Here is a 25,441-nt window from a genome sequence, read left to right as displayed (position 1 = left end):
TACATACACTAATAAATAATAAGTTTCTAGCACTATATTTATCCTTATCCCTTTAATCCTGTAGCCGCAACACCTTCTACAAATCGTTTTTGTAGAATTAAATAAAATATAAATGGTGGTAAAAATGTTAGGGTTGCCGCTGCCATCATTACTCCATAATTAGGTGTATACTGAGTTTGCAAAGTGGATAACCCCACTGTTAGTGTTCTAGTTTTATCATCTACAGATACTATTAATGGCCACAAAAATTCATTCCACGCACCTATAAATGTAAAAATTGATACTGTTATTATTGCTGGTTTTATAAGTGGTATTACTATTTTAGTGAATATATGAAAATCAGAATATCCATCTATTTTAGCTGATTCCAAAAGCTCATTAGGTATATTTATGATTGCTTGCCTCATTATAAAAACCCCTAGAGCAGTTGGTATTGGTAAAATCAAAGCAAAGAAACTATTAATCCAGTTTAACTGCTTCATTATAATGTAGAGCGGTATCATGGTAACCTGTGTTGGTATAATTAAAGTCATTATCATAAAGAAAAATATTTTATTATTTCCATTAAACTTCATTTTTGCAAAGGAATAAGCAGCCAAACTACTAAATACAACATTTAATATTACACCCGAAATTGTAATAAAGCTACTATTTAAAAAATACCTTGAAAAATTTCTGCTTTCAAAGATAAATTTATAATTGTCTAAGGTCATTCCAGTAAAAGAAACCTTAAAATCAACACTAGTATATATATGTTGAAGAGAGGTCATTATCATATAAATAAAGGGTATAATTGCTATTAGTCCAATAATTAATAAGATTATGCTTCCAATAAATCTGAAAAAACTCTTCATTTCTTCCTCCTATTTAATAAATTTATATGTATTTATTAAGGCTTAAAATTGCATATTTACTTTATTAACTTCTTTTGAATTATTGATAATAAGGCAATTATAAAAAATAATACATTAGCAACTGCCATGGCATATCCTGAATTAAATTGTTTAAAATTTAAATTGTATGCGTGCATAACTACTGTCATTGTTGCCATTCCTGGTCCTCCACCTGTTAAGGTATATACAAGGTCAAATACCTGTAGAGACCATATAATTCCTAAAAAAACAACCATAACAGTGGTTGGCTTTAATATAGGAAGAGTTATTTTTTTAAATTGTTCAAGTCTACTTGCTCCATCTACCTGTGAAGCTTCATAGTAAGTTTTAGGTATGTCCATAAGAGCAGATATATAAATTACTACAAAGTATCCTGTATTCTTCCATATGTAGATTGCCATCAATGTTGGTAATGCTAAGTTTTTATTACCTAGGAAGTTCTGTGCTGGAATACCTACTAAGCCTATAATTTGATTGATTAATGAGGTTTCGCCATTAAGTAATATTCTCCACACTATTCCTATTAAAACCATTGAGGATATTACAGGAATAAAGATTACTGCCTTTACGAATTTAGCAGCCTTATTTTCCTTCCAACTTGTTACCCAGTTAGCTATTACTAAGGATAAAATTGTTTGAATGGGTACAACAAAAATAGCAAACTTCAATGTATTCCATATAGCTGTCTTTAAAGTTTTATCCTTTAAAATCATTTCGTAATTTTTTAAACCAATGAAGGATGCTGGTGCCATAATATTGTATTTTGTAAAACTAAAGTACATAGACATTATAATAGGAACTACATAAAAGCTAATAAGTAGAATTCCTAAAGGTAACACATATAAGTATGCCTTAAACTTATTATTATAATTTTTAAAACCTACCATATTACACTCCTATTTTTATTCAATTTAAAAGAAGCCCCTTTATATTAAATTGAACTTTTAATACATACTTATGATTATAAAAAGCTACAATTATTTTTATAAAAGGACCTCTTAATATATGGCAATAAAAAGGTTGTTTTATCTGTATATCATAAATTTAAAATATGAAATTACTTATACTAATTTTATATTTATTATTGCTTTAAGCTTTCTGCTTTATAAAGCTTTTTATTACACATATTCTAATAATCAGCCTTCATTTCATTAAAATATAAGGCTTTTTATAGAATAACTATTAATTAGAAATTATATACTAACTTTTATTTTTGTAAAAGTTCGTTTGCATATCTAGCAGCTTCATCTAAAGCTTCTTTTGGTGTTGCTTCCTTTTGAATCATTCTTTGAAGTTGTTTCCATAAGTATTCATAGATTTCAACCCCATGTGGAGCAACAACTAATGGTCTATAAACATCTTTATCCTTAGCTACCATTTCTTCAAACTGAGGATCTCCTTGATATGGCTCATCCTTAGTTATAGGAGCTCTTGGATTAGATTTATGGAATTCAGTCATTGATTCTTTATTTAACATAAACTGCATTAATTTAAATGCTAAATCTTTATTTTTAGCACCAGCCATTAATGTTAATTGATCAACAGATGCAAAGGTCTTTTGATCTTCATCCTTTAAAGCTGTTACAAATCCATAATTTAAATCTGGGAAAGATTTATCAAACATATTTGCTGCTGTTGAAGATAAGTGTATAGCAAAGGCTGCTTTACCTGGTCCAAAAGTTGACTCTATCATTTCTATATTTTTCTTAGATAGTGAATCTTCTGGTACTACCTTATCAACTAAATTTAAGTCATGTAAAAATTGAGCTGCCTTTTGACCATGCTCATCATTAAATTTGACACTCTTTAAATCCTCGCTGAATAATTCTCCTCCAGCTTGCCATAAGAAGCCATACCAGTTCCAGTTTAAGTCACCAAATACTTTACTTCCCCAACCTTGAGCAAAGCCCCATTGATCTATCTTTCCATCACCATTTGTATCTTGAGTAGCTTTTTTAGCAATTCTTCTGAAGTCCTCCCATGTTTTAGGAGCTTCTTCACCTAATTTAGCTAATATATCTTTGTTGTAATATAAAACTGCTGGGTTAGCTGCCTCTATAGGTAATCCATAAAGTCCACCCATCATTTTGCCGTCATTGATATAAGTATAGTTTTCATAATCCTCTGGTTTTAAGTATGAACCTAAATCCTCAATTGCTTTCATTTCTATAAATTGAGGGAACATCTCAGCATACATATAACCTACATCTGGACCTTTACCTGCACTTATAGCTGTTGCATATTTTTCTGCGTAGTTATCCCAAGGTATTATTTCTAACTGAACATCACAATTATTTTCTGATGCAAATCTATCCATTATAGGTTTCCAAACCTCGGCATCGTTATCCCCTATTGGTGGTAACCATACAACTAACTTTTCTTTAGTTCCTTCTGATTTAGATCCTTCGCTTTTATCTGTTCCACAGCCTGCAAAAATCATTGTAGCCATAGCAATTGCTAAGATTAAAGTTAGAGCTCTTTTTAAAAATTTCATCATAATTCCTCCTTTATTCAAATTATTTTAATTGAAAATTCCAATTTATTTAACATTTATAGTATTAGTCTTTATGAATTCATTTATGTAATTTAAATTTTTATAATATAAAAAAGGCTTCTACTTAGACTTTGAATAATTCATAGTCTAAATAAAAACCTTTCTCTCACTTAATTCTATCTTTAAATATATATTTTAATAAAGAATCTTCATTGTTTTAGAGGTTTCATTCATTATAAAATAAATGTACCTATTATTAGAAACATAGAATATTAATCAAAACTTATATATCTTATTGATTTAATTCTTCTTTTGTTTCTTGTAATTCCTCTAATCTGCCTTCTATTATAAATTGATCTTGTTCATCTCTTCCTAAGGCTTCTTTATAAAGTTTTTCTGCCTTATCTAAATCTAAAAGTTCTCTTTTAGTTGCTATTATATTAGATAACCAGTAGCAATCTGCCCATTTTAAGTTTGGCCATACAGAGTCTTCATATTCCTTAGATGCATCCATAAATATCTTATCTGCTTCTTCAACTTTTCCTGATTCAAAAAGAGATTCCCCAATTGCTAATTTCATATTCATAATAGTAAATTCATCAGTTTCAGGTAAAGTTTCCATAAACTCTTTGCAATAGTTTATTCTTTTATTCCAGAACTCTGAATTTTCTACCGCTGCATTTTCAAGCTCCATTTCTAAATCTTGACACCATGCTGATAACTTTTCATAACCCTTGAAATTTTCATCAAAGTATTCTATATCCTTTACCTCATCAGCTATAGCTTTTTCCTTTAAAATTTTCCATGCTTCTAACCAATTATTGCAAGCTTCTTGTAGACTTTCTCCTAATAACTTAACATATCCGTCCTTGATTAATTCATTAATTTGTTCCATTTCTTTACCTCCCCATTTCCCTTTATTTTTCTAAATATATTTATTATATCACAAATCAAATTATATTTTATTGTGCTTTAGATTATTTATTATTTTGAAATCTATAGATTTTTCTAAACTTTTGTACTACAATTTCTTTAGGTTCATATATTTAAAAATGTATATGACAGTGAATTAAACATCTAAAAAGTATAACACTATTTATATAGAAGTTACTACTTATTTACAAGGGGGATATAAAAAATGTTAAAGGCTAACTATATAGAAAACCTATATGCTTTAATGAAAAAGAATAACTTAGATGCAGTTATTATTGCACCATCTCAAGATTTACAATATTTAATTGATTTTTCACCTGCTGCAGATGAAAGATTCCAAGCTTTATTCTTATTACAAGATGGAAGATACTTCTACGTTACTCCAGAACTTAACTATGAAGAAATTCTTCATTGCTTAGGCGAAGATACTAAATACTACATCTGGAGTGATGGAGCTGGCTTCGTTGGAGCTGTAACTCAAGGTTTAAAAGACTTTGGTTTATCTGGAAAAAATATCGGGGTTAACTGTGCTGTAAGAGCTATCAACATGCTTGATGTAGCTGAAGAATTCGACGGTAAATTCTTTAACGCTCACAGTCTTTTAGAAGAATTTAGAGTTTGTAAATCTGAAGAAGATATAGAAAAAATGAGAATAGCAGCTAAAATGGCTGATGATATTATGGAAGATTTACGTCACTTCATTAAACCAGGTTTAACTGAAAAAGATATAAAAGATAGAATAAAAAGCAAATTCGCTGAAATGGGTGCTGAAGGAGTTTCTTTCGAGCCAATTATAGCTTCTGGACCTAACTCATCTAAACCTCACTATAGCGATGATTGCAGAGTTATTGAAGAAAAGGATATTATAATCCTAGATTTAGGATGTAGATATAAAAACTACTGTTCAGATACTTCAAGAACTTTCTTTGTAGGTGGAATCACTGATAAAGAAAAAGAAGTTTATGAAATAGTTAAAAAATCTCACTGGGAAGCTGAAAACTACGCTAAAGCTGGTGTTACTTGTGAAAGCGTTGATAAAGTAGCTAGAGATATAATTAAAGAGTCTGGTCACGGAGAGCACTTCTTAAACAGAACTGGTCATGGTATTGGTTACAGTGTTCACGAAGCACCATACATTAAAGAAGGAAACACTCAAATTTTAGAACCAGGTATGGCTTTCAGTATTGAACCAGGTATTTATATTCCAGGTGAATTTGGATTAAGAATTGAAGATATCGTTGTTATCGACAAAAATGGCAACCCTGAAATCTTAAATAAATTCACAAGAGATATAGTTATTGTTTAATTAATTACCATAGTATTTTGATATTTAGTATATTATATGTACTTATATTACTATTCTAAATATCTATAAAATCATAATTAATTATAAGTTGATTATATTGAATTAAGTAGACTTAAGTTAATATTATCCTTAGATATTAAGGTTTAAATGTTAACTTAAGTTTTACTATTTTAAAGGCAGATAATTTAAAAGCAAAAAATATTAGCAGAGTTTATTTTGCTAATATTTTTTTATAACTTTTTATAATATATTAAAGTTCAATATTAAATCTTTCTAATTTTCTTAATATTTTAATAATTTTACTCGATAAAATGTCTCATATTATGTTATAATTTGTTAAAGAACTAAATAACAAAGTGAGGTGTTAATTAATATCCATGACAATGAAAGCTATGTTATCACCAGGCGAAAAAATCAAACAAATTAGGAAAGATTTTAAATTAAATCAAAGTGATATTGTTGGTACCGAAGTTACTAGAAACTTAATCAGTGCCATAGAAAATGGTAAGGCATCCCTTACTCCTAAAGTAGCTGAAATTATTACTAAAAATATTAATCAACTTTGTAAGGATAACAATATTAATTTTCATTTAACTACATCATATTTATTAGAAGATATTGATGAACAGGAAGAAAAAAAAGCTAATGAATATATTAACTACCTAAAGTGCAATAATGACATAGAAAGTGATGCCTTAGATAAGTTAGTTCGTGAAATTCAAGTTTTTTTAGTTAATTCGAACTTATATGAAAAGAAACTAATAATATATGAGATTTTAGGTGATATTTTTCATTCTAAGAGACAATTTGAAAAAAGCTATACTTTCTACATAAGAGCTTTCGAGAATAGTTCTAGAGGAGATAATAAGGCAGTGGTCTCCAACTTACTAGTAAAATTATCAAATTGTTGTATAGATTTAGGTAAAATATCAGAAGCATTAGAGTTTAACGATTTGGCACTTATATACGAAGATGTGTTGTCCCCTAAGGAAAAATACAATATAATTTTTAATTCAGCTCTTGTCTATAGAAATTTAAATGTAGCTGATAAGGCCTTGAAGGAACTAAATTATATTGAGGAAAACTCATTAGACCTTGATATTAAAAATTTAATTAAACTTAAAATGTTAAAAGCCAATTGTTTAGTTCAAAAAAAATATTATACTGAAGCTATAGTTATTTATAAGGATGTAATTTCTAAAATAAATAAGAAAGATTCAGAGGATATGGATTTATTACTACTATCATATTCTAATCTTTTAAATGTTTATAACTCACTTAATGACGTTAAAAATATAAAATTATATATGAATTACACTATTAAATTATTAACTTATGTATCAACTAAGTACAACCCCTGGTCATTACTTCAAGTTAGCTATGGATTTAAAATCTTAGAAGATACGGCTTCTTATGAGGAATACTTGCTTAAAACCATTGATGTAAGTAAACAAGAAAAAGCTTCCTCCGTATTATATAAAGCTGTTGAAGCTTTAATAGATTTGTATATACATGATACTAATATTGAAAAATTAAACTTTTCTAAGAATATGGTCTTAGAACTTATTTCCTTAGAAATACTACCTAAGCATAATGATTTAGTTCTTAAACTTATAAAGTACTATTTAACAATAGACGATATGGATAATTTAAAATCCATTATATACTTTTTAACTTGATATCATGTTAAAAGCTACTACAATATTTTTAGGACAAGTTCCTATTCTGTAGTAGCTTTGCTTATGTGCTTTAGAAATCAATTATCTATAAGAACCCTTGATTTTTATTCCAACCTTATCAAAGGCATAATTAGGCCATTCTAAAATTAAACTTTCATTTAACCTGTCACTACTATGACAGGCTATTAAAAAATCCATAGGTACCTTCTCATCATCATAAATAACATCAACTATAACTACTCCATGTTCATTTTCTATTTGTACTATGTCTCCCTTATCTAATCCTGATAAATCCGCTGTAAGATTAGCTCTCAATCCAATTCCTTCAGTATTTTTTATTACATAATTTCTGAAATTCATTACTGAAGTCCAAGAAGCAGACCTTCCATTTCTTGATGCAGAATCATTCCAATCTGAGGAAAAATACTTCCATATATGAGGATTCTCTAAATCCATGATAATACCACCTGCATTTATACATTGAGAAGTAAAGTTAGTACAATCTCCACCTGTACCTTCAAAGTTATTAAATCTTTTATTTCTACTCATAGCCCATGTCTTAGCATATTTTATAGCCTCTGCCCTATTATAAGGTACAAAGTCACTTCTATCATCTTCAGTTGAGCTTGTTTTTTTCTCCTCTTCCTTTACATCCTTCATTTCCTTTTTTAGTTTTTCTCTTTTTTCTCTAGCTTCATCAAGAATACTTTGTTTAACTTCTTCCTCTGTTTCTCTGTAATCCTTACTATTTTGAAGTTTTGATTTTATATTTTCTATAAATCTATCCTTATTGTCATGTTCCTTTATCTTGAAATTTCCACTTTCTTCTTTAATAAGTTTAAATTCATGTTCTGTTATTCCTTCTGTTTCTTCCTTAGCTATTTTATATTTATACTTAAACTTTTCACTTATTTTAACATCATATTCATTTTCATCTTTTTCTATATTGTCAATAATAATTTCAAAACTATAGCTTTCTAAAGCTGTTTTCTCCTTAGCATCTTTTCTGTATTCCGTAACTAAATCCGTAATATTTTCATTTAATTTTCTAGATTCTTCTCCTAAATCTTCATGATAGTATTTAGAATAATCCACAGTCTCTAGTTTAGTTAGCGCCTCATATTTTTCTGTGAAATATTCATTCAAAAGCCTTTGTATCTTTTCTTTTTCTAAGCTTTCTTCTCCAAAAACATTACAGTTAATACTTAAGATCATGCAAATAGAGCATAAAACCACTATAAACTTTTTCATTTGTATACAACTCCTTTATCCCTTTCTTAAGGTTTTCTCCTAAAAATATATTAACCATCTATTTAAGATATTATAGAGATTTTTATTTTGTAAATGCTAAGCTTATTTCCATAAACAAACTTATTTTATATACAATTTACTAGATTAAAGAAAGTTTATTAGAGTTCATATACTAATTAAAAAACAAAAAAAATCCTAAGAGTTTTTACGCTCTTAGGTGTAAGGATTTTAGGGTATGAATCGTAATCTATCAGATTACGTCATATCTTTATATTATATTTATCTGTTTACTGTGTTATGTCAAAAGCTACTGTAACTTTAAATAAATCTCCGTCTATTTCTATATCAAAGGTTCCGCCTTGTAGGCTTGTTAAACTACTTGCAATAGCAAGCCCTAACCCCGAACCTTCTGTATGTCTAGACTCGTCACCTCTTTTAAATCTTTCTGTTAATTCACTAGCATCAAAATTTAGTTCATAAGCAGATATGTTTTTGAATTGAATTTCTGCTTTTCCATTCTCTTCTCTAACATCTACATATACTCTAGTTCCGCCTAAAGAATATTTTATTATATTAGATATTAAGTTCTCAAATATTCTCCACATTCTTTTTCCATCGGCTAAAACATAAATCTTTTCACTAGGTATATTACATCTAAAATCCAAATTAGTTAATTCTATTTTATCATTCATTTCAGCCAAGCTTTGTCTTAAAAGTGAGTTGACATCTACTTTTTCTATATTCAACTCAATTGTCCCACTGGCTGCCTTAGATACTTCAAACAAATCCTCTATTAAAACCTTAAGTCTTTGAGACTTTCTATCTAATATCTCAACATAATCCTTTGCAACCTCTGGTGATATTTCTTCTTTCTTTAATAAATCTACATAGTTTATTATTGAAGTTAAAGGTGTCTTTAAATCATGAGATACATTAGTTATTAATTCAGCCTTAGTTTGCTCACTTTTCATTTCATTTCTAATAGATTTTTTAAGTCCTGCTCTCATATTATTGATGTTATATGCTAAATCACTTAATGAATCTCTTCCTCTTATAGGAATATCAAAATTTAGGTTTCCATTAATTGCATTCTTAGTGCTTTCTACAATTGTTCCTAGGTAAGCTAACCTCTTATTGATAATTAAGAAGGTAATTAAATTTAAGAATATAACACACATTAATGTTACTACGAATATAGGAAGTCCATCACCACTAAATACTCCACATATTAAAAATAATCCTAAGGCTTCAATTCCTGTTAATATTGTAAAGGTAGTCATTGCCTTTTTTCTATTACTGCTACTTTTATATGCTTCATTAAAACTATCATATAGCTTAAATACTAAACTTCTCTCTTTTAAAGATTTCATAGTTTTATTCCTCATAATTGACTTAAGCACCAAGTATCCTGCTGCTACTGCAATAGTACATACTCCCGTTGACCATAAAATAGAAATCATACTTAGTCCATATGAATATCCTACAGAGCCATTGGCATAATACCTATAGTTGTAATTATATCCTGCACTTTTAGATATTATATATATTATTAATACAATACCCACTCTTAACTCTAAATAAATTGAATCTAATTTATTTATATAAATCTCTTCGAGTTTACTTATCTTTGTTTTTCTTAAGCTTCTATAACTTAACCCCAGTAAAATAATAACTGCAACTAATATGCCTAATTGAATCATTACATTTTTATAACTAGTAAGAAAGTTTCTATAATTTATAGATAAAACATCTGTCTTCTGTAAGTTATCTGGTATGGAAACATATATAAGATTGTTATAAAAATCAAACTCGTTGCTTGCACTATAAAATTGACTTCTTATTTGTTCTCCTAACTTTTTATTAGTATGATCTTCTCCATTCATAAAAACCTGTAGAAATCCACCCTCAGAATACTTTATAAATAAGCCCTTTATAGCTCTGAATGTAGCTTCCTTATCATTTTGATCCACTTCAACATTAGTATTAACTATATTTTCTTTCTCATTTATAGCTAAATAACTCATGTTCGCATAGTCTCTCTCTAATTTTCTTTTAGTGGCATTATATCCATTAATCTTATTGCTTACTAGGCTCTCCTTTACCCTCTCTCTTTGGTTAGAAAGCAATTCATTTAAGTATTCCTTTTCTCTTGTCAACCTATCATTTAAGGTTGCTACATCCTGAGGAACCTCTAACTTTTCATCAAAGTTCTCAGTAGTAGAAGTTGAAGTTTTATCCTCATAGTTTGATGATGACTTTTTATTATAATCTAATTCAGATTGTAATCTATTTATTAAATCTTTTTGTTCTTGTATAATATTTCTATTGTCTTCATCTATTGCTCTATTTAAGTCAGTATTACTAATACCATTTTTTATATAATCTTCACTTTTATAATAATCTGTTTGTGCACCTATTTGCCTAAAAATATCATTTATAGAGTATTGAAATTCCTCTGATAAATAGAAGCCATCTTTTTTTAGTAGATATGGATGATTTAAAATTCCTCCTATAGAAGATATTATATATGCAACACATATAAATATTATCATAAGTAAGCTCAGTCTTTTGATGCTTATCTTATTGCCTAATACCGTGTTTGCTCCATCCTTATAGACTTCATTACTTATATACCTTTTGTTTTCTTCCTCTGTTTGCTCCACATTGTTTATTATTTCTTTTTTATCCTTGTTTTTAAGCTTTTTCGATTTTATATCCAATTCCCCACACCACCTTTAAGTACTTCGGCTCCTTTGGATTTATCTCTATTTTTTCTCTAATTCTTCTTATATGAACTGCAACAGTATTTTCTGCACTATAGCTTGGTTCATTCCAAACAGTCTCATATATTTGATCAATAGAAAAAACTCTCCCCGGATTATCCATAAGCAATTCTAAAATTTTATATTCCTTTGGTGTAACCTTTATATTCTGTCCATCTACAGATATTTGCTTAGTTACTTTATTTAAAACTAGTCCACCACACTTAATTTCTTCTTGTTCTTGAACATCACTATAATTTCCAAAATCCATATATCTTCTTAATTGAGATCTAACCCTAGCAATTAACTCTAGAGGATTAAATGGTTTGGTTATATAATCATCCGCTCCCATATTAAGTCCAAGTATCTTATCTGTATCTTCAGACTTGGCTGAAAGTAGTATTATAGGTATATTCTTTTCTTCTCTAATTTTTAAAGTTGCTCTTAGTCCATCCATTTTAGGCATCATTATATCCATAATAATAAGTTGAATATCCTCGTTCATTAAGACATCCATACATTCTATACCATCATATGCCTTATAGACCTTCACACCTTCATTTCTTAAATATATTTCAATAGCATCAACGATTTCTCTTTCGTCATCTACAACTAAAACCTTTTGTTCACTCATGCTTAAATACCCCCTTAATTACTTCACTTCTCTACCTTTAATTATACCAACCCCTTATTAATAATTCTATAAGCTTATAATAGTACGTAAATATTACAAACCTTATCATATAATTATTAAGATTTTCTTAAAAGCTTAATGAAAAATTTACTACTAATAACCTACTTATTAATAGGGAAACTATATATATGAATTAAAGTGCCATATACCATTCTAATATTTATATTAAGTATGAAAAACCAAACTTATTTTTATATACTTAATAATTTTCTCTTTATATTAGTTTGTGTATAAGTACCTAATTTAAATCTATTATTTTAAAAATAAAGGGAGGTTTTATATTATGTCAAAGGATAGTCAACCAGATAACAAAGAAGTTAGAATGAGAAAATGCAATTACCAAACTCCAATCACAAGTGAAGAAGGTAAAAACCATAATAGAACTGCAAAAAAACATTCTGTTAAAAGAGAAGGATGTCAGAGTCCTCATATCAATTAATTGAGGAGATCTAAGCTATGAATAAATATAATCAATATGTTGGTCCTATAGACTTCTTTAGGATGTGCCATGGAGATACTTATTCCAAAGACACAGTAAAAGATATAAGTTCTAAAACAGATGCTGAGTTTGGAGAAGAATTTTCTTTTTCTAATAAAACTGAAGAAGCTGATGGAAAAATTACTCCTAGAAAACAAAACTTTAAACATTATTGCTTTTTAAATCAAAGAATTAAATAAAAAAAACTATGAAATTAGTATTACTAATTTCATAGTTTTTCACTCTTATTTACTTTTCTTTTTATCACAATCAACTTTTAATGCACACTCTAACTTTTCTAGAAGTACTTGCTCTAAAAATGTAACCTTTGTAATTAATTTTGTAACAGTCTCATTAGTCTTATTTATAAGATTTACATCATCCGTAGTAGCAATAACCTTTTGAATCTTTTCACCTTCAGCATTTATTATATGTGCTAGTCCTGTTTCAATTAAAGCTATAGACTCTATTATATCTGTAATGCTCTGACATTTTGATATACCGCTTCCTCCTGGACAATGATTGTGACAATGGTCATGGCAATGATCATGGCATGGATTATTGCAAGGATTGTCACATGGATCGTCGCATGGGTCGTTACAGTTTCTGTTGCATGGATCATTGCACGGGTTGTCACATGGGTCCATGCCTTGTTTTTTACATGGATCATCCTCATTACACCAGTCAGGGCAATAATGATACTCGCGACAAGGGTCATAGCCTCTACCATCATCATAATTATTGTTGTTATCGCAAGGGTCTGAAAAATAATTTCTATCACAAATATCTATTCCTGACATATCTACTCCTCCATAGTTGTTACTTGTTGAATATTCCTGGAAAAAGCCTTTAAATAGTTCTCGTTCATATTGAGTAAAGTCTTTAAGGTTAATTCCTTTTCTGTTTTTACTCTCCTCAATTTGAAGTTCATCGATAAAAACAATTTTATTTTCATTGTCATTGCTTCTTCCTAGATATGAAACTTTATACTCATCCTCTTCTTTCCATATCATAATCTTCTCTAGGACTAAATCATCTTTCATATCTACTTGTTCGATGCTCTTTCTTGAATTATCTAACTTAACTATACTTGTCTTATTATTGCTTGTTAATGCAATGTATATATAACTTCCAACTTTAAAAACATCTAAGAATTTTTCTATCTTCCTCTTAGATGTTATACTATTATCAATGCTTCCATCCTTATTAAGCATGAAAATCTTCTGGTCTGTAGTTATATATAACTTATTACTATAATAGTCATGTGATATATTCCTTATGGGGTAGTTAATCGCCAAATTTATTTCATATATTTCTTTAAACTCCAAATTTAATTTATATATGCTTTGTTGTTCATCTAATGTAATTGCCCAAATACAATCTTCATAGCTGTCATAACAAATCTTAGAGTATGGTTTATCTGTAAGTATTCTTTCCTTTGTCTCGCCCTCTTTATCTAACTTATATATATAAGAATCGCTTAGCTTAGTTGCATAACTCCAATCACCTAATTGGATTATGCTACAATATGCTAAAGCTTCATGAGATTGAATTGGTGTTTTATTTAACGATTCTGATAACACAAAACTCCCTCCTAAAATACACATATTCTATACCATTATATGCAAAAGGATAATTTTGGTTATTATTTCTTTTATATTTATATTGTATTTTATGGTAACGCATTTAGATTTTAGTACATATGGTAATAGTGTAAAAACCTTAGGAGGTATATTTAATATGTCAATGCCAGTAATTAAAGCAAGTAATACAACTCAAGAACAAGCTATCACTGATTTAATTGAATCTATAGCACTAGAACAAACAGGTCTTTCTCACATTATCAATGCTGAAGGTGAAAAGATTCAAGCTGCTCTAGTTATAGAAGGTGTAACAACTAAAGATTTACTTGATGTAAATAAATCTGTAGAATGTACAGTTAATGCAATATCAAAGCTTGAATTAGTTCTTCAATCAAAACTTGAAATATTCAAGAACGAAATAAATAGTAAACCATCTATTACACCTGATCCTGGATCAACAACTAATACAACAAATTAGTTGAATATATAAGGGCTACCAATTACCATTGGTAGCCCTAGTTATTTTTATTTTGAAACTGAAATAGTTAATATCTTAGAATCTTTTCCACTACTTATCATTAACTCCATTGGAGTTGCATCAGTAGCTATTTCTTCATCTACTTCTATTAAATAATGAACTTTATCTTGAGCATCTTTGTCTAATTGTAAATCTCCCTTTTCTCTTCCTTCTATAACAGGAGTTCCCATAGCCTCATATTTGCTATCATATCTTCCATTAATAGTAACTACTTTATCCACAGTATTTTTCTCACCTAAATTTTTAACATTAGAAACTACATGTAATAACGTTTTACCTTTAGCCTTTGCCTTATGTTCCACTTCGTTAATTGTTAACTTAGGTGCAAATTCTGTGCTCTCTACAGTGATTTCAAACTTCCCATCCTCTGTTAACTTTTCATTTAAGTTAGCCTTAACCTCTTCTTGTTTCTTTACTGGTTCTTCTTTCTTCTTTTCTGCACTACCTTGTTCAGTCTTTTTTTCATTACTTTTTTCTGCAGGTTTATCGCTACACCCTGTAAATAAGATACTTGTAGCAACAACTGAAGTTAAAAGTAAGCTTACTATTTTTTTGCTTTTCATAAAATTTTCCCCCATTATTAATTCATTTCCCCAATTATTTATATAGCCTATTAAATTCTATCAAATTTTCTATATTTTTTCAATACATTAAATATTCTTTCAATTTATTTTAATTTTTAATACTTAATTTGAAATTTATTTACATTGAAATTTGTCTTATTTTTTAAATTACTAAGCCTAGCTAATTGAAAACTATTGAAATACCTTTAATTATAGTAATTTATCTATAAATCATATAAATTAAAATTTTCTACAAGATTCCTTCAAACAAAAAGTTTTCTAAAAGATTCTTTTCAAATAAATGTGTAATATGTGTTCTTTCATAACATCTAGCTACCTAAGAACTAAATCAAAGACAGTTAGCCTTTTATGTATATAATTCTCTTACATTTTCATAATAGCTTTTCAAAAACTGTCTCATGATAAAGAACCTTCAATATACTTAGATTTAAACCTACTTATATAGTAAAAATGCCTCTTAATAAAACTCTAAAATATTAATTAAACCTTATACAATATAGTTTTAATATAAAAAAACAAAAATAAAGATGATAACCATTGATATACCCAATGATTATCATCTTAATATACTTTAATCTATTGACCTAAAGTAGCTACCATAACAGCTTTGATAGTGTGCATTCTGTTTTCAGCTTCGTCGAAAACAATAGAAGCTTCACTTTCAAATACTTCGTCACTTACTTCCATAGAATCTAAACCGAATTTTTCAAATATTTCTTTTCCAACCTTAGTTTTTAAGTCATGGAATGCTGGTAAGCAGTGCATGAACTTAACTTCTGGATTTCCTGTTAAATCCATCATAGCTTTATTAACTTGGAATGGTTTTAAAAGCTCAATTCTTTGTTTCCAAACTTCATCAGCTTCTCCCATTGATACCCATACATCTGTGTATATAACATCTGCATCTTTTACACCCTCTTCTATATTAGAAGTGATGGTGATTTTAGCACCTGTAGATGCTGCAACTTCTTTACACTTGTTTACTAACTCTGTTTCTGGGAATAAGCTTTCTGGAGATATTATTCTAAAGTCCATACCCATTTTACAAGCACCTATCATAAGAGCATTAGCCATGTTATTTCTTCCATCGCCTGCATATACAAATTTTATTTCATTTAATGGTTTGTTGAAGTGCTCTCTTATAGTTAAGAAATCAGCTAATATTTGAGTTGGGTGATCTTCATTTGTAAGACCATTCCATACAGGTACACCTGCAAATTTTGCTAATTCTTCAACAACTTCTTGTCCATATCCTCTGTATTCTATACCATCATACATTCTACCTAATACTCTAGCTGTATCTGCAATAGACTCTTTTTTACCCATTTGGCTTCCTGTTGGTCCTAAATATGTTACATGAGCTCCTTGATCAAGTGCTGCTACTTCAAAAGCACATCTTGTTCTAGTAGAATCCTTTTCAAATAATAAAACTATGTTCTTGCCTTTTAATCTTTGTTGCTCTGTACCAGTGTACTTAGCTCTTTTTAAATCTCTTGCAAGGTCTAAAAAGTAGTTTATTTCCTTAGGTGAAAAATCCATTAAAGTAAGAAAGTTTCTATTTCTTAAATTGAACATTTAGTAGTCCCCCTTAGTTATATATCAAATTTTTTATAAGCATTTTTATAATCTATATATAAATTCTAATTAATACTCTGCATTCCTAATAATAGTTGCATTTATTCTATAATGAATGTTGCCCCTAAATACAATGGAGCTTGTTTATTAGAATATATATCTAATCTTCTAAATTGAATATTATAGATACTAAAATAATTTATCTAAGTTAAATTTAACCACATATAATTTTTTAAATTAGTATCTATAATAATTTTCATTCTTAAATAAGCTATATTATTCAGTAGGCTATTATTAATCCAAGTCTTCTCTAATAAAAGGCATAGACATACATCTTGGGCCTCCACGACCTCTAGATAATTCACTAGATGGAATAGTTATTACAGAAACATTATGCTTGTCTAATATTTCATTAGTAACATAGTTTCTTTCATAAGTTATAACTCTTCCTGGTGCTATAGCCAAAGTATTAGATCCATCGTTCCATTGTTCTCTTTGAGATATAATCTTATCTCCACCACCACATCTAATTAAACTTATATGTCTATCTAGATATTTTGAAAGAATTTGCTCTAAAGTTCCTATTTCCTCCTTTAAAACCAACTCTTCCTTAGCAAGGTCATAGCTAACAGCTGTAACTCTTAAAGTAGCTTCTATACCTGGATGAACTGTGAATTTATCATGATCTATCATTGTAAATACAGTGTCTAAATGCATAAATGCTCTAGTTTTAGGAATTTCAAATATTAGTACAGTTTTAAATCCAACATTTTGTTTAAAGATATTTTCAGCTACTTTTAAAATAGCTTCTTTATCTGTTCTTTGGCTAAATCCTATAGCTAATACTTCTTTGGATAATACAAGTTCATCTCCACCTTCTATGCTATATGGTTCAGTTCTGTCGTACCAAAGGCCAACACCTGAATCCTTATAACTTGGATGATGACTGAATATATATTTTCCAAATATAGTTTCCCTTCTTCTAGTCTTAGTTTTCATTGAGTTTAAAGTAACTCCACTACCAATACATGCAAAAGGATCTCTTGTAAAATATAAGTTAGGCATTGGATCAATGATAAATGGATAATCATTGTAATCTTCCTTTACACCGATTTCACTTTTTCTTACCCCAGCCATAATCTTATCTACCATTTCCTTATCTGGCATATCAAGCAAGTATCTACTTAGCTCTCTTTTAATACCTTCACTTTCAATATCTACTTCGGAAATCATTTCTGCAACAAATGCCTCTTTTAAATTCCCCTCAGTAATTGCTGTTGCAACAAGGCTTTCTAAATATAAAACCTCTGCACCATTACTTCTTAAAACCTCTGCGAAATAATCATGTTCTCTTCTTGCCACTTCTAAGTAAGGTATATCATCAAATAAAAGTCTTTCCAAATAATCTGGCACAAGATTTTCAATTTCCTTACCTGGTCTGTGAAGCATAACTTTCTTAAGTTTGCCTATTTCAGAATAAACATGTATTCTCTCTTTATTCCCCATAACAACCTCCCCCTAACCTAATTAAGCTTAAGTTAAAATTTCTTTGTTAACCTTTAATAATTTTTGTTCCACTACATCCCTTTAAGGCTTCCCTTGCCTTGTCCAAAGAAGCTATAATGGACATTTTATTTTCCCCACTCAATACAAACTTCTTACATGCCTCTACCTTAGGTAGCATACTTCCTGGCATGAAATGACCTTCCTCTATATATTTATTTAACTCTTCAAGATTTATTACATCTAATTCTTTTTGATCCGGTTTATTAAAATTAATACAAACTCTATCTATTGCAGTTAAAATTAATAATGCATCAGCCTCTAAAACTTCTGCAAGCTTTTCTGCTGCAAAATCCTTGTCTATTACAGCTTCTACACCGATCTTATCTCCATTCTCATCAACAACAGGTATTCCACCGCCACCACATGAGATAACAATATAATCATCTTCAACTAACTTCTTTATTAAATCCTTTTCAACTATATCTACTGGCTTAGGTGATGCAACTACTCTTCTATATCCTCTACCTGCATCTTCCTTCATGATATAGCCTTCATTCTTAGTAAGATTTTCTGACTCTTCTTTGCTATAAAAAGATCCTATTGGTTTAGTTGGATTTTTAAATCCGTTATCATCCTTATCTACAACTACTTGAGTTATAACAGTACCAACATTCTTTTCAATACCCCTATGACTAAGTTCTTCTTTAATTGCATTTTGTAAATGATAACCTATATATCCTTGTGAGAAAGCCCCACAAACATCAAAAGGTAATAAGTTGTTTGCCTCGTTAGCTTTGTGAGCTGTTTCTATGCTTTGTAAAATCTGACCAACCTGTGGTCCATTTCCATGAACTATTGAAATACTATGACCATCTTGCAGTAAATCAACGATTGATTTAGCTGTTTCTTTACATGTTTTTAATTGTGCCTCAGCACTTTTATCTTTAGGGTTAGATTGTAACGCATTTCCTCCAAGAGCCAAAACTATTTTCATCTACTACTCCTCCACAATAAATTTCTATGTAAGCTTATACTATATATAATACTTTTTTATGTCAATAATATCCATAGTATCCAAATTGCATATATATTTCTATTGTGAAATTTTATTCCTTTATTTTTTTCACAAATATCTAAAGCATAGTTACATTTTTCTACTTTTTAAGACATTGTATGAGCTTTTTTACTATGTAATTCTATTTTTCTACATGAAAACTCTCAATGAAAAATATGATTAAAAAGTATATTTATAAAAATACATGAATAAAATATTTTTTGTTTTGCAGCTTTTTTCTCTATAATTTTCCTACATTTCTTACAGAAAACTTTTTCTTGATTCTTTCCATAAAGCCCGAAGAATAAACTTTTAAACCATTTTATTAAACATAATACATTTTTACATTTTATTGGATATTGATAGATTTGATTTTCATTTTATTAGATTCAATATTAGATAAGCTCTTAAAAATTTATACTTACCTTTCAACTCCCTAAAGTAACTTTTTATAGTTTATTTTCACATATAAAAACAATTTATCTTATTTTTTTTAGTTATTTTTTCTCTATATACTTATAAATAAAGATATTTTTATTCTCAAATTTAAAATGTTGCACACTTAAACACCATTTTTTTACATATGATTTAATACATTATTTTTTGCATAAATTAATAAATATGAAAAAAACTGAAATTCATATGAATTTCAGTTTCTATTAATCTCTTTTAAACAGCTCTATTTTTATTAATACATTTTACTATCTACTATATATTTCAATATATAAGTTCTATTTAATATTCTATATTTCTAATAATGAAATTTTCTATTCATCTGCACTATCTTCTGATTTAGGATCTTCAGTCATACTATTGTGTTTATCATATTTTTCATATGATTCAACAATAGTTTGTGCAAGTTTTTTAATAACACTTGCTTGTGCAATTAAGGTCATAACAATTAAGAATACCTTTATTCGTTCTTCGTCTTTTTCCTCTAAACTACACTCTTTTATAATGTTCTGAATTTTCTCTTCATCAAAATATGCATTTTTTAAAAAATCATTAGAACACTCTGTTTGTATATCACAAAAAGTTGCATAAGCCTTCTCCCATGAAATTACATCATCTGTTCTATCATTGATTTCATTAAATGCTAAAGTAAATACCTTTTTTATCTCTTCTGTAGTTAATATAGGTCTCATATAACTTAATAAAGCAAGTTGTGCTAAATGAATCTTTGTATATCCCCTCTTCTTTCCATCCTCTGGTTTAGATATTACCTGACTCTTTATGTAATTTTGAACTATATTATTTGTATACTTCTCATTTTCAAAATGGTCATTTAAATAATCTATAACTTGTGATAGAAACAAATCATATTGCGGTAATTCTTCATATGGTATTATATTATTTATTGTCATTTCTTTAGCTAATTCATTTATATTTTCAATAGAGAAATAATCATTTTTCATTTTTATCACCGTTACTGAAAACTTATATAAAGTTATAAACTCTTAACTTGTATTCCTTCTATAATGTATGCCTTAGAATTATCTCTAACTCTACCTACAAGCTCCTTACACTCAAAAGGCGTAAATCTCCGACTAACACCAGTCTATGACTTACCTTTAATAATAGTTTTTAACTTTTTAATATTACTAGTTTTCTTGTAACTCCTCCTTTCTTTATTTAATTCATATTTTTTTAAACCTGACTCTGTAATCTACGACTTTTCTTTTTAATTTAGTTTTATTTATATTTTATAAATATTGTTATCACTACAAATTACTAAACTTTTAGTCCCTGTCCCAATCCCTATATTTGATGGTAATAACAAGATCTCTTCATTTTTTCTTTGAACATCATCTTCAATCTTAAACCATCAATAGCTATTATATGATTAACTTATTTAATCCTATAATATTCTACCCTTCTCACATAACATAATACAATTTAATTTTTGCATCTTCTTTATTCGGCTATCCAATAAACCTTGCAACTGAACATGAGTGTAACTGAACTTAATCCTGTCAGTATCTTGATAAAAACTTGCTTTAGATATTTTTTGATTTTAAATTTAACATATATACCAAGTTAATGGTAGTAACTATTCTAACCTTTATTATCTATTATCTATATTATACGGTAAATATAAACTCATTACAAGGTCTTTACCTTCTAGACCTTAAAACTTTCTATTTTTTTACAAATTATTCACTTATTTAATCTGCTTTTCAACTAAATAATTTGCAACTTTTACTTCTTTTTATATCAAATTATTAATATATTAATAATTATCCACAATTAAATAACAGTTATGCACAATATATGTGGATAACTACTATTTAATTATGGACAATCCAAAAATATCTAATTTGCTTTATTTCCTCATATTAATACAAATTATTTAAAATTATCTTTTTATTCTTATCCACATTATCCACAAATAGTATGTGGATAATGTGTTAAGTAGTTGTTTATAATTATTTTTCAATTACTTTAATAACTTGCAATTGTGGAATAATTTCAAATTATTTTTGTGACTTATTATAGTCCTCTATAAATTTAGCTATACCCATATCAGTTAATGGATGCTTAATCATTTGAGCTATAACTTTATATGGTATAGTTGCAATATCAGCTCCAACCTTAGCACATTCTAATGTATGCATTGGTGTTCTTATACTTGCTGCTATTATTTCAGTTTCTATTCCATAAATACTAAATACATCAGCTATATCTTCTATTATTTGCATTCCACCATTACCGATATCATCTAATCTTCCAACAAATGGGCTAACAAATGTAGCACCTGCTTTAGCAGCTAATAAAGCTTGTTGAGCAGAAAATATTAATGTTACATTTGTTTTTATTCCTTCTTTACTTAAAACATTGACAGCCTTTAATCCTTCTTCACACATTGGGATTTTAACTGTAATGTTCTTATGTAACTTAGATAACTCTCTTCCCTCTGAAATCATGCCTTCTGATTCTAAACTCATAACCTCAGCACTAATAGGACCATCAACAATTGAACATATTTCTTCAATAACTTCTTTTAAATCTCTACCTTCCTTAGCAATTAAAGATGGATTTGTTGTAACCCCATCTAAAATCCCATATGCAGCAGCCTTTCTAATCTCTTCAACATTTGCAGTATCAATAAATATTTTCATCCTTCAATACCTCCAATTTTTATTTTATAAATAATATATATTTTTTTATAGTTATTTATAATTCAATTACTATATTCATTATATAGGAGTAAACGCTTTCTGAAAAGAGTATTAAATTATGCAAATATCTATAAATATTTATTTCATATAATATTTCATATTATTTCCACATATATAGTGTTTTAATCTTTAAAAATAAAATTCACTTTACTTTATCTAGACTCTCGGTTTTAAATAGTTTTATTTTTCCAAAATATCATTGCCTTCTTTCTTTATTTTTCTGTATTATTGATGTTTTTCTACAGATTACCTCATTTTTTTCGACACTTTCTTTTTTTGTTCCAATTACTTACTAAACTTATTTGTATTATATTTTTCAATGATATCTATTGATTTCAAAGGATTTAGCAAATAAAAACTCCGTAAATCATTGAAATATCTAGCTTACAGCTAAAAGTAAATTTATGTATATTTTTTGTAAAAACTTATTGACTTTTGTATTATTTGGTAGTATATTAATTTTAGATAGATTTTCTATTTATATTTGTAACAAATTTGAAAATTTATAAATTTAAGCTTTACTTTTTATGTCATATTTGCTATGATTTATTTATGAATTGTCGAAGATTGCAATTTTATTTGTTTGAAATATTTTACTAATCAATATTTATACTTAATTTTAAGGAGGATTTTATTATGAAATCAACAGGCGTAGTTAGAAGAGTAGACGAATTAGGAAGAATAGTTATCCCAATCGAATTAAGAAGAACATTAGACATAGCTGAAAAAGATGCTTTAGAAATCTATGTTGACGGTGAGCAAATAATTCTAAAGAAATATGAACCAGCTTGTATCTTCTGTGGAGATGCTAGAGACGTTATCAACTACAAAGGTAAAAATATCTGTAAAAACTGTTTAGAAGAATTAAAAAAATAATACATCATTAGATTTAATTCCAAAATGTATTTAACATATAATTAAAACTAAAACTAAACATAATTTAATAAAAAGAGTGTATCAGATTTTTTCTAATACACTCTTTTCTTTTTTATACTTATTATCTTTTTTCTCTTTTTTTATCTCTTATATTATATAAATATTTATATTTACGTCTTTTCTCTTTTACGTCCTTTATTTTTATATATTATTTTAAAGTATGACACTAATCTTTACTTTTTATACACATAGTTCTTTTCTATACTATAAAGCTCTTATATACTTCTTATAAACTTTTGTATCTTTTTTGTTATTATACTTTTTGTTATTTATAACTTAATATATAGTTATAAATAACTTTATATTTTAGTTTTAATATATATTCTAATAGATAATCTTAATTATATTTATAGGTAATACTCATTATAGAATAAATATAAATATAATTATTACTACAAATATATAATATTAATTAGAACTTATACACTTTCAAATTACACAATAGTCATAGTATTTAAAGCTTTATTTAATAAAATAAGCTACAGATTTATATATTTGAAAGTTGTGCCTTAAACTTATCTATTAAGCTTAAAATAAATAAAACTCCTTGTCATAAAAACAAGGAGTAGTAAGATTCATCAATTTAAATTAGTTTATTATTCTTCTACCAACTAGGAAGTTATCCCCAGCTCTGAATGAAGAAACTTTAACAACGTCACCAGTAGTAGGAGCATGTACATATTGATTTCCACCAACGTATATACCTACATGATATGGATCAGCATAAGTTCCAAATAGAACTAAGTCTCCAGGTTGTAATTCACCTCTAGATACTGCTCTACCAGAATTTATTTGATTATATGTTGTCCTACCTATGTTCATACCAAACTTACCATAAACATACGAAGTCAATCCTGAACAGTCGAAAGTTGAAGGACCTGTTGCTCCCCAAACATATGGAGCTCCTAAGAAATTCATTGCATAGTTAACTATATCTTGTCCACTAACTCCACTTGGATTTATAACTGGATTAGATGGTCTAGCTGGGTTCTCTCCGTCACCTCTATTAGGTCTTGTTGGAGCTGTTGCAACTTCATCTCTAGTTACGATATCTCTTAACTCTGATATTTCACTACCATACTTATCTTTTTCGCTCTTTAAAGCTGATAGTTTGTTACTATGCTCTTCTTTTGATGCATTTAATTCACTTAAACTACCCTCTTTTTCAGATTTTGCAGAAAGCAAAGCTTGCTTTTCATTTTCTAAAGTCTCTTTTTTCTCTGCTATTAAAGTTTGCTTATCTTCTAATTCATTCATGATTTTTTTATCATGTCTAGCAATTGTTCTTAAGTTTTCAGCCTTTGTAATAAAGTCATATATTCCTTCTGAACTTAATAATATTTCTAAATAACTATCAACACCATTAACATAAAGAGCTCTCATTCTTTTGCCGAAAGTATCCTTTTGGCCTTTGATATCTTCTTCTGCTTGATTTAAATCAGTTGTTGTTTGCTCTATATTTTTTTCTGATTCTGATATTTGATTGTTGTACTTATCTACCTCTTCCATAAGCTTCTCAATCTTAGCATTATCTTTATATAACTCAGCTTCCGCCTCAGTAATTTGCTTAATTATCTCGTCTCTTTCTTTTTCCTTTAATTGAATGCTGTTTTGCGCCTCACTTCTAGTAGGTGTAGCAAAGGCAGTTGTCCCGACCATGTTCGATATAAATCCAGCTGCTAAAAGTACCGCTACTATCTTCTTTTTCACCCTAAAATCCCTCCCATTTAGTTTTATAGCTTTAAAGTTTAAATAATCCTTACCTAAAAAATAAAAATCACTCTCGTATTATACCATAAAAATAGCCTTTTTGCTATCTTTTTTGACATATGACCATTTTTCTGTAAATACTTTAAGGATTCTAAAAAAATAATTATTGCTATTGTTTCTTTTATATATTTATTCTTCTGCTTCTTTATACAATAGCCCCTGTATACTATAATACATTGAATTTAAGAAATTTTTAAGATATTTATTAACTTTTTTTTTAATTTAT

At 28.2% G+C, this 25,441-nt stretch carries 21 protein-coding genes; 6 read left to right on the top strand and 15 right to left on the bottom strand.

What is annotated here, in order from left to right; translation table 11 throughout:
• Nucleotides 1–44: 44 nt before the first annotated feature.
• The 4 genes from BUA48_RS08435 to BUA48_RS08420 form a co-directional block, all read right to left on the bottom strand.
• On the bottom strand, nt 45–854 hold the full coding sequence (locus BUA48_RS08435) for a carbohydrate ABC transporter permease (protein WP_072831619.1): 810 nt from the start codon (nt 852–854) through the stop codon (nt 45–47).
• Between the two features lie 56 nt (nt 855–910).
• Nucleotides 911–1,780, bottom strand: a complete 870-nt coding sequence (locus BUA48_RS08430) for a carbohydrate ABC transporter permease (protein WP_072831618.1) — start codon at nt 1,778–1,780, stop codon at nt 911–913.
• 320 nt (nt 1,781–2,100) lie between these two features.
• The gene (locus BUA48_RS08425) at nt 2,101–3,387 is read right to left on the bottom strand and encodes an ABC transporter substrate-binding protein (RefSeq protein WP_242944324.1); all 1,287 of its coding nucleotides are present in this window, start codon (nt 3,385–3,387) and stop codon (nt 2,101–2,103) included.
• Nucleotides 3,388–3,679: 292 nt separating this feature from the next.
• Complete coding sequence (locus BUA48_RS08420; protein WP_072831616.1) at nt 3,680–4,282, bottom strand: hypothetical protein; 603 nt, start codon at nt 4,280–4,282, stop codon at nt 3,680–3,682.
• Between the two features lie 243 nt (nt 4,283–4,525).
• Here BUA48_RS08420 and BUA48_RS08415 point away from each other — a divergent pair, with 243 nt between their 5' ends.
• Both BUA48_RS08415 and BUA48_RS08410 read left to right on the top strand, forming a co-directional pair.
• Entirely contained in the window at nt 4,526–5,626 is a 1,101-nt protein-coding gene (locus tag BUA48_RS08415; protein ID WP_072831615.1) for a M24 family metallopeptidase, read from the top strand.
• A 377-nt stretch (nt 5,627–6,003) separates the two neighbouring features.
• Nucleotides 6,004–7,305 carry a helix-turn-helix transcriptional regulator gene (locus tag BUA48_RS08410; protein WP_072831614.1) on the top strand — a complete coding sequence of 434 codons (1,302 nt, stop codon included), beginning with the start codon at nt 6,004–6,006 and terminating at the stop codon, nt 7,303–7,305.
• Nucleotides 7,306–7,386: 81 nt separating this feature from the next.
• On the opposite strand, the gene BUA48_RS15280 is transcribed toward BUA48_RS08410, so the two are convergent.
• The 3 genes from BUA48_RS15280 to BUA48_RS08395 form a co-directional block, all read right to left on the bottom strand.
• Complete coding sequence (locus tag BUA48_RS15280; protein WP_084666183.1) at nt 7,387–8,556, bottom strand: amidase domain-containing protein; 1,170 nt, start codon at nt 8,554–8,556, stop codon at nt 7,387–7,389.
• A gap of 287 nt (nt 8,557–8,843) precedes the next feature.
• Nucleotides 8,844–11,276, bottom strand: coding sequence for a HAMP domain-containing sensor histidine kinase (locus BUA48_RS08400; RefSeq protein WP_072831613.1), 2,433 nt, complete (start codon nt 11,274–11,276; stop codon nt 8,844–8,846).
• Nucleotides 11,251–11,952, bottom strand: coding sequence for a response regulator transcription factor (locus BUA48_RS08395; RefSeq protein ID WP_072831612.1), 702 nt, complete (start codon nt 11,950–11,952; stop codon nt 11,251–11,253). Before BUA48_RS08395 ends, BUA48_RS08400 begins: the two co-directional genes overlap by 26 nt.
• Nucleotides 11,953–12,295: 343 nt before the next feature.
• Here BUA48_RS08395 and BUA48_RS15565 point away from each other — a divergent pair, with 343 nt between their 5' ends.
• Together BUA48_RS15565 and BUA48_RS08390 are read left to right on the top strand one after the other, a co-directional pair.
• Nucleotides 12,296–12,451, top strand: coding sequence for a hypothetical protein (locus BUA48_RS15565; protein ID WP_178138963.1), 156 nt, complete (start codon nt 12,296–12,298; stop codon nt 12,449–12,451).
• A gap of 17 nt (nt 12,452–12,468) precedes the next feature.
• Nucleotides 12,469–12,690: a hypothetical protein gene (locus BUA48_RS08390; RefSeq protein WP_072831611.1), complete on the top strand. Its 222-nt coding sequence runs from the start codon at nt 12,469–12,471 to the stop codon at nt 12,688–12,690.
• A 45-nt stretch (nt 12,691–12,735) separates the two neighbouring features.
• Here BUA48_RS08390 and BUA48_RS15780 read toward each other — a convergent pair whose 3' ends face one another.
• Nucleotides 12,736–14,073, bottom strand: coding sequence for an alpha-helical endospore appendage domain-containing protein (locus BUA48_RS15780; protein ID WP_242944323.1), 1,338 nt, complete (start codon nt 14,071–14,073; stop codon nt 12,736–12,738).
• Nucleotides 14,074–14,230: 157 nt separating this feature from the next.
• Between BUA48_RS15780 and BUA48_RS08380 the strand changes: the two genes are divergently transcribed.
• Nucleotides 14,231–14,551: an alpha-helical endospore appendage domain-containing protein gene (locus BUA48_RS08380; RefSeq protein WP_072831610.1), complete on the top strand. Its 321-nt coding sequence runs from the start codon at nt 14,231–14,233 to the stop codon at nt 14,549–14,551.
• A 47-nt stretch (nt 14,552–14,598) separates the two neighbouring features.
• Here BUA48_RS08380 and BUA48_RS08375 read toward each other — a convergent pair whose 3' ends face one another.
• From BUA48_RS08375 to fsa, 6 genes are all read right to left on the bottom strand, one after another.
• Nucleotides 14,599–15,174 carry a hypothetical protein gene (locus tag BUA48_RS08375; protein WP_072831609.1) on the bottom strand — a complete coding sequence of 192 codons (576 nt, stop codon included), beginning with the start codon at nt 15,172–15,174 and terminating at the stop codon, nt 14,599–14,601.
• Between the two features lie 597 nt (nt 15,175–15,771).
• Nucleotides 15,772–16,770, bottom strand: coding sequence for an ornithine carbamoyltransferase (gene argF / locus BUA48_RS08370; RefSeq protein ID WP_072831608.1), 999 nt, complete (start codon nt 16,768–16,770; stop codon nt 15,772–15,774).
• 294 nt (nt 16,771–17,064) lie between these two features.
• A complete protein-coding gene (arcA, locus tag BUA48_RS08365) occupies nt 17,065–18,276 on the bottom strand; it encodes an arginine deiminase (protein WP_072831607.1) in 1,212 nt (403 codons plus the stop codon).
• Nucleotides 18,277–18,322: 46 nt separating this feature from the next.
• Nucleotides 18,323–19,270, bottom strand: a complete 948-nt coding sequence (arcC, locus tag BUA48_RS08360; protein ID WP_072831606.1) for a carbamate kinase — start codon at nt 19,268–19,270, stop codon at nt 18,323–18,325.
• An 827-nt stretch (nt 19,271–20,097) separates the two neighbouring features.
• Complete coding sequence (locus BUA48_RS08355; protein WP_072831605.1) at nt 20,098–20,745, bottom strand: DUF1836 domain-containing protein; 648 nt, start codon at nt 20,743–20,745, stop codon at nt 20,098–20,100.
• Between the two features lie 1,059 nt (nt 20,746–21,804).
• Entirely contained in the window at nt 21,805–22,449 is a 645-nt protein-coding gene (gene fsa, locus BUA48_RS08350; protein ID WP_072831604.1) for a fructose-6-phosphate aldolase, read from the bottom strand.
• Between the two features lie 696 nt (nt 22,450–23,145).
• Here fsa and BUA48_RS08345 point away from each other — a divergent pair.
• Nucleotides 23,146–23,385, top strand: coding sequence for an AbrB/MazE/SpoVT family DNA-binding domain-containing protein (locus tag BUA48_RS08345; protein WP_072831603.1), 240 nt, complete (start codon nt 23,146–23,148; stop codon nt 23,383–23,385).
• 648 nt (nt 23,386–24,033) lie between these two features.
• On the opposite strand, the gene BUA48_RS08340 is transcribed toward BUA48_RS08345, so the two are convergent.
• Nucleotides 24,034–25,155, bottom strand: a complete 1,122-nt coding sequence (locus BUA48_RS08340) for a C40 family peptidase (protein ID WP_072831602.1) — start codon at nt 25,153–25,155, stop codon at nt 24,034–24,036.
• Between the last annotated feature and the right edge of the window lie 286 nt (nt 25,156–25,441).

This window comes from Clostridium collagenovorans DSM 3089 (assembly GCF_900130005.1).
Lineage (GTDB): Bacteria > Bacillota > Clostridia > Clostridiales > Clostridiaceae > Clostridium_D > Clostridium_D collagenovorans.
Note: the sequence above shows the minus strand (reverse complement) of the source record. Positions and strands in the feature narration are given on the sequence as shown.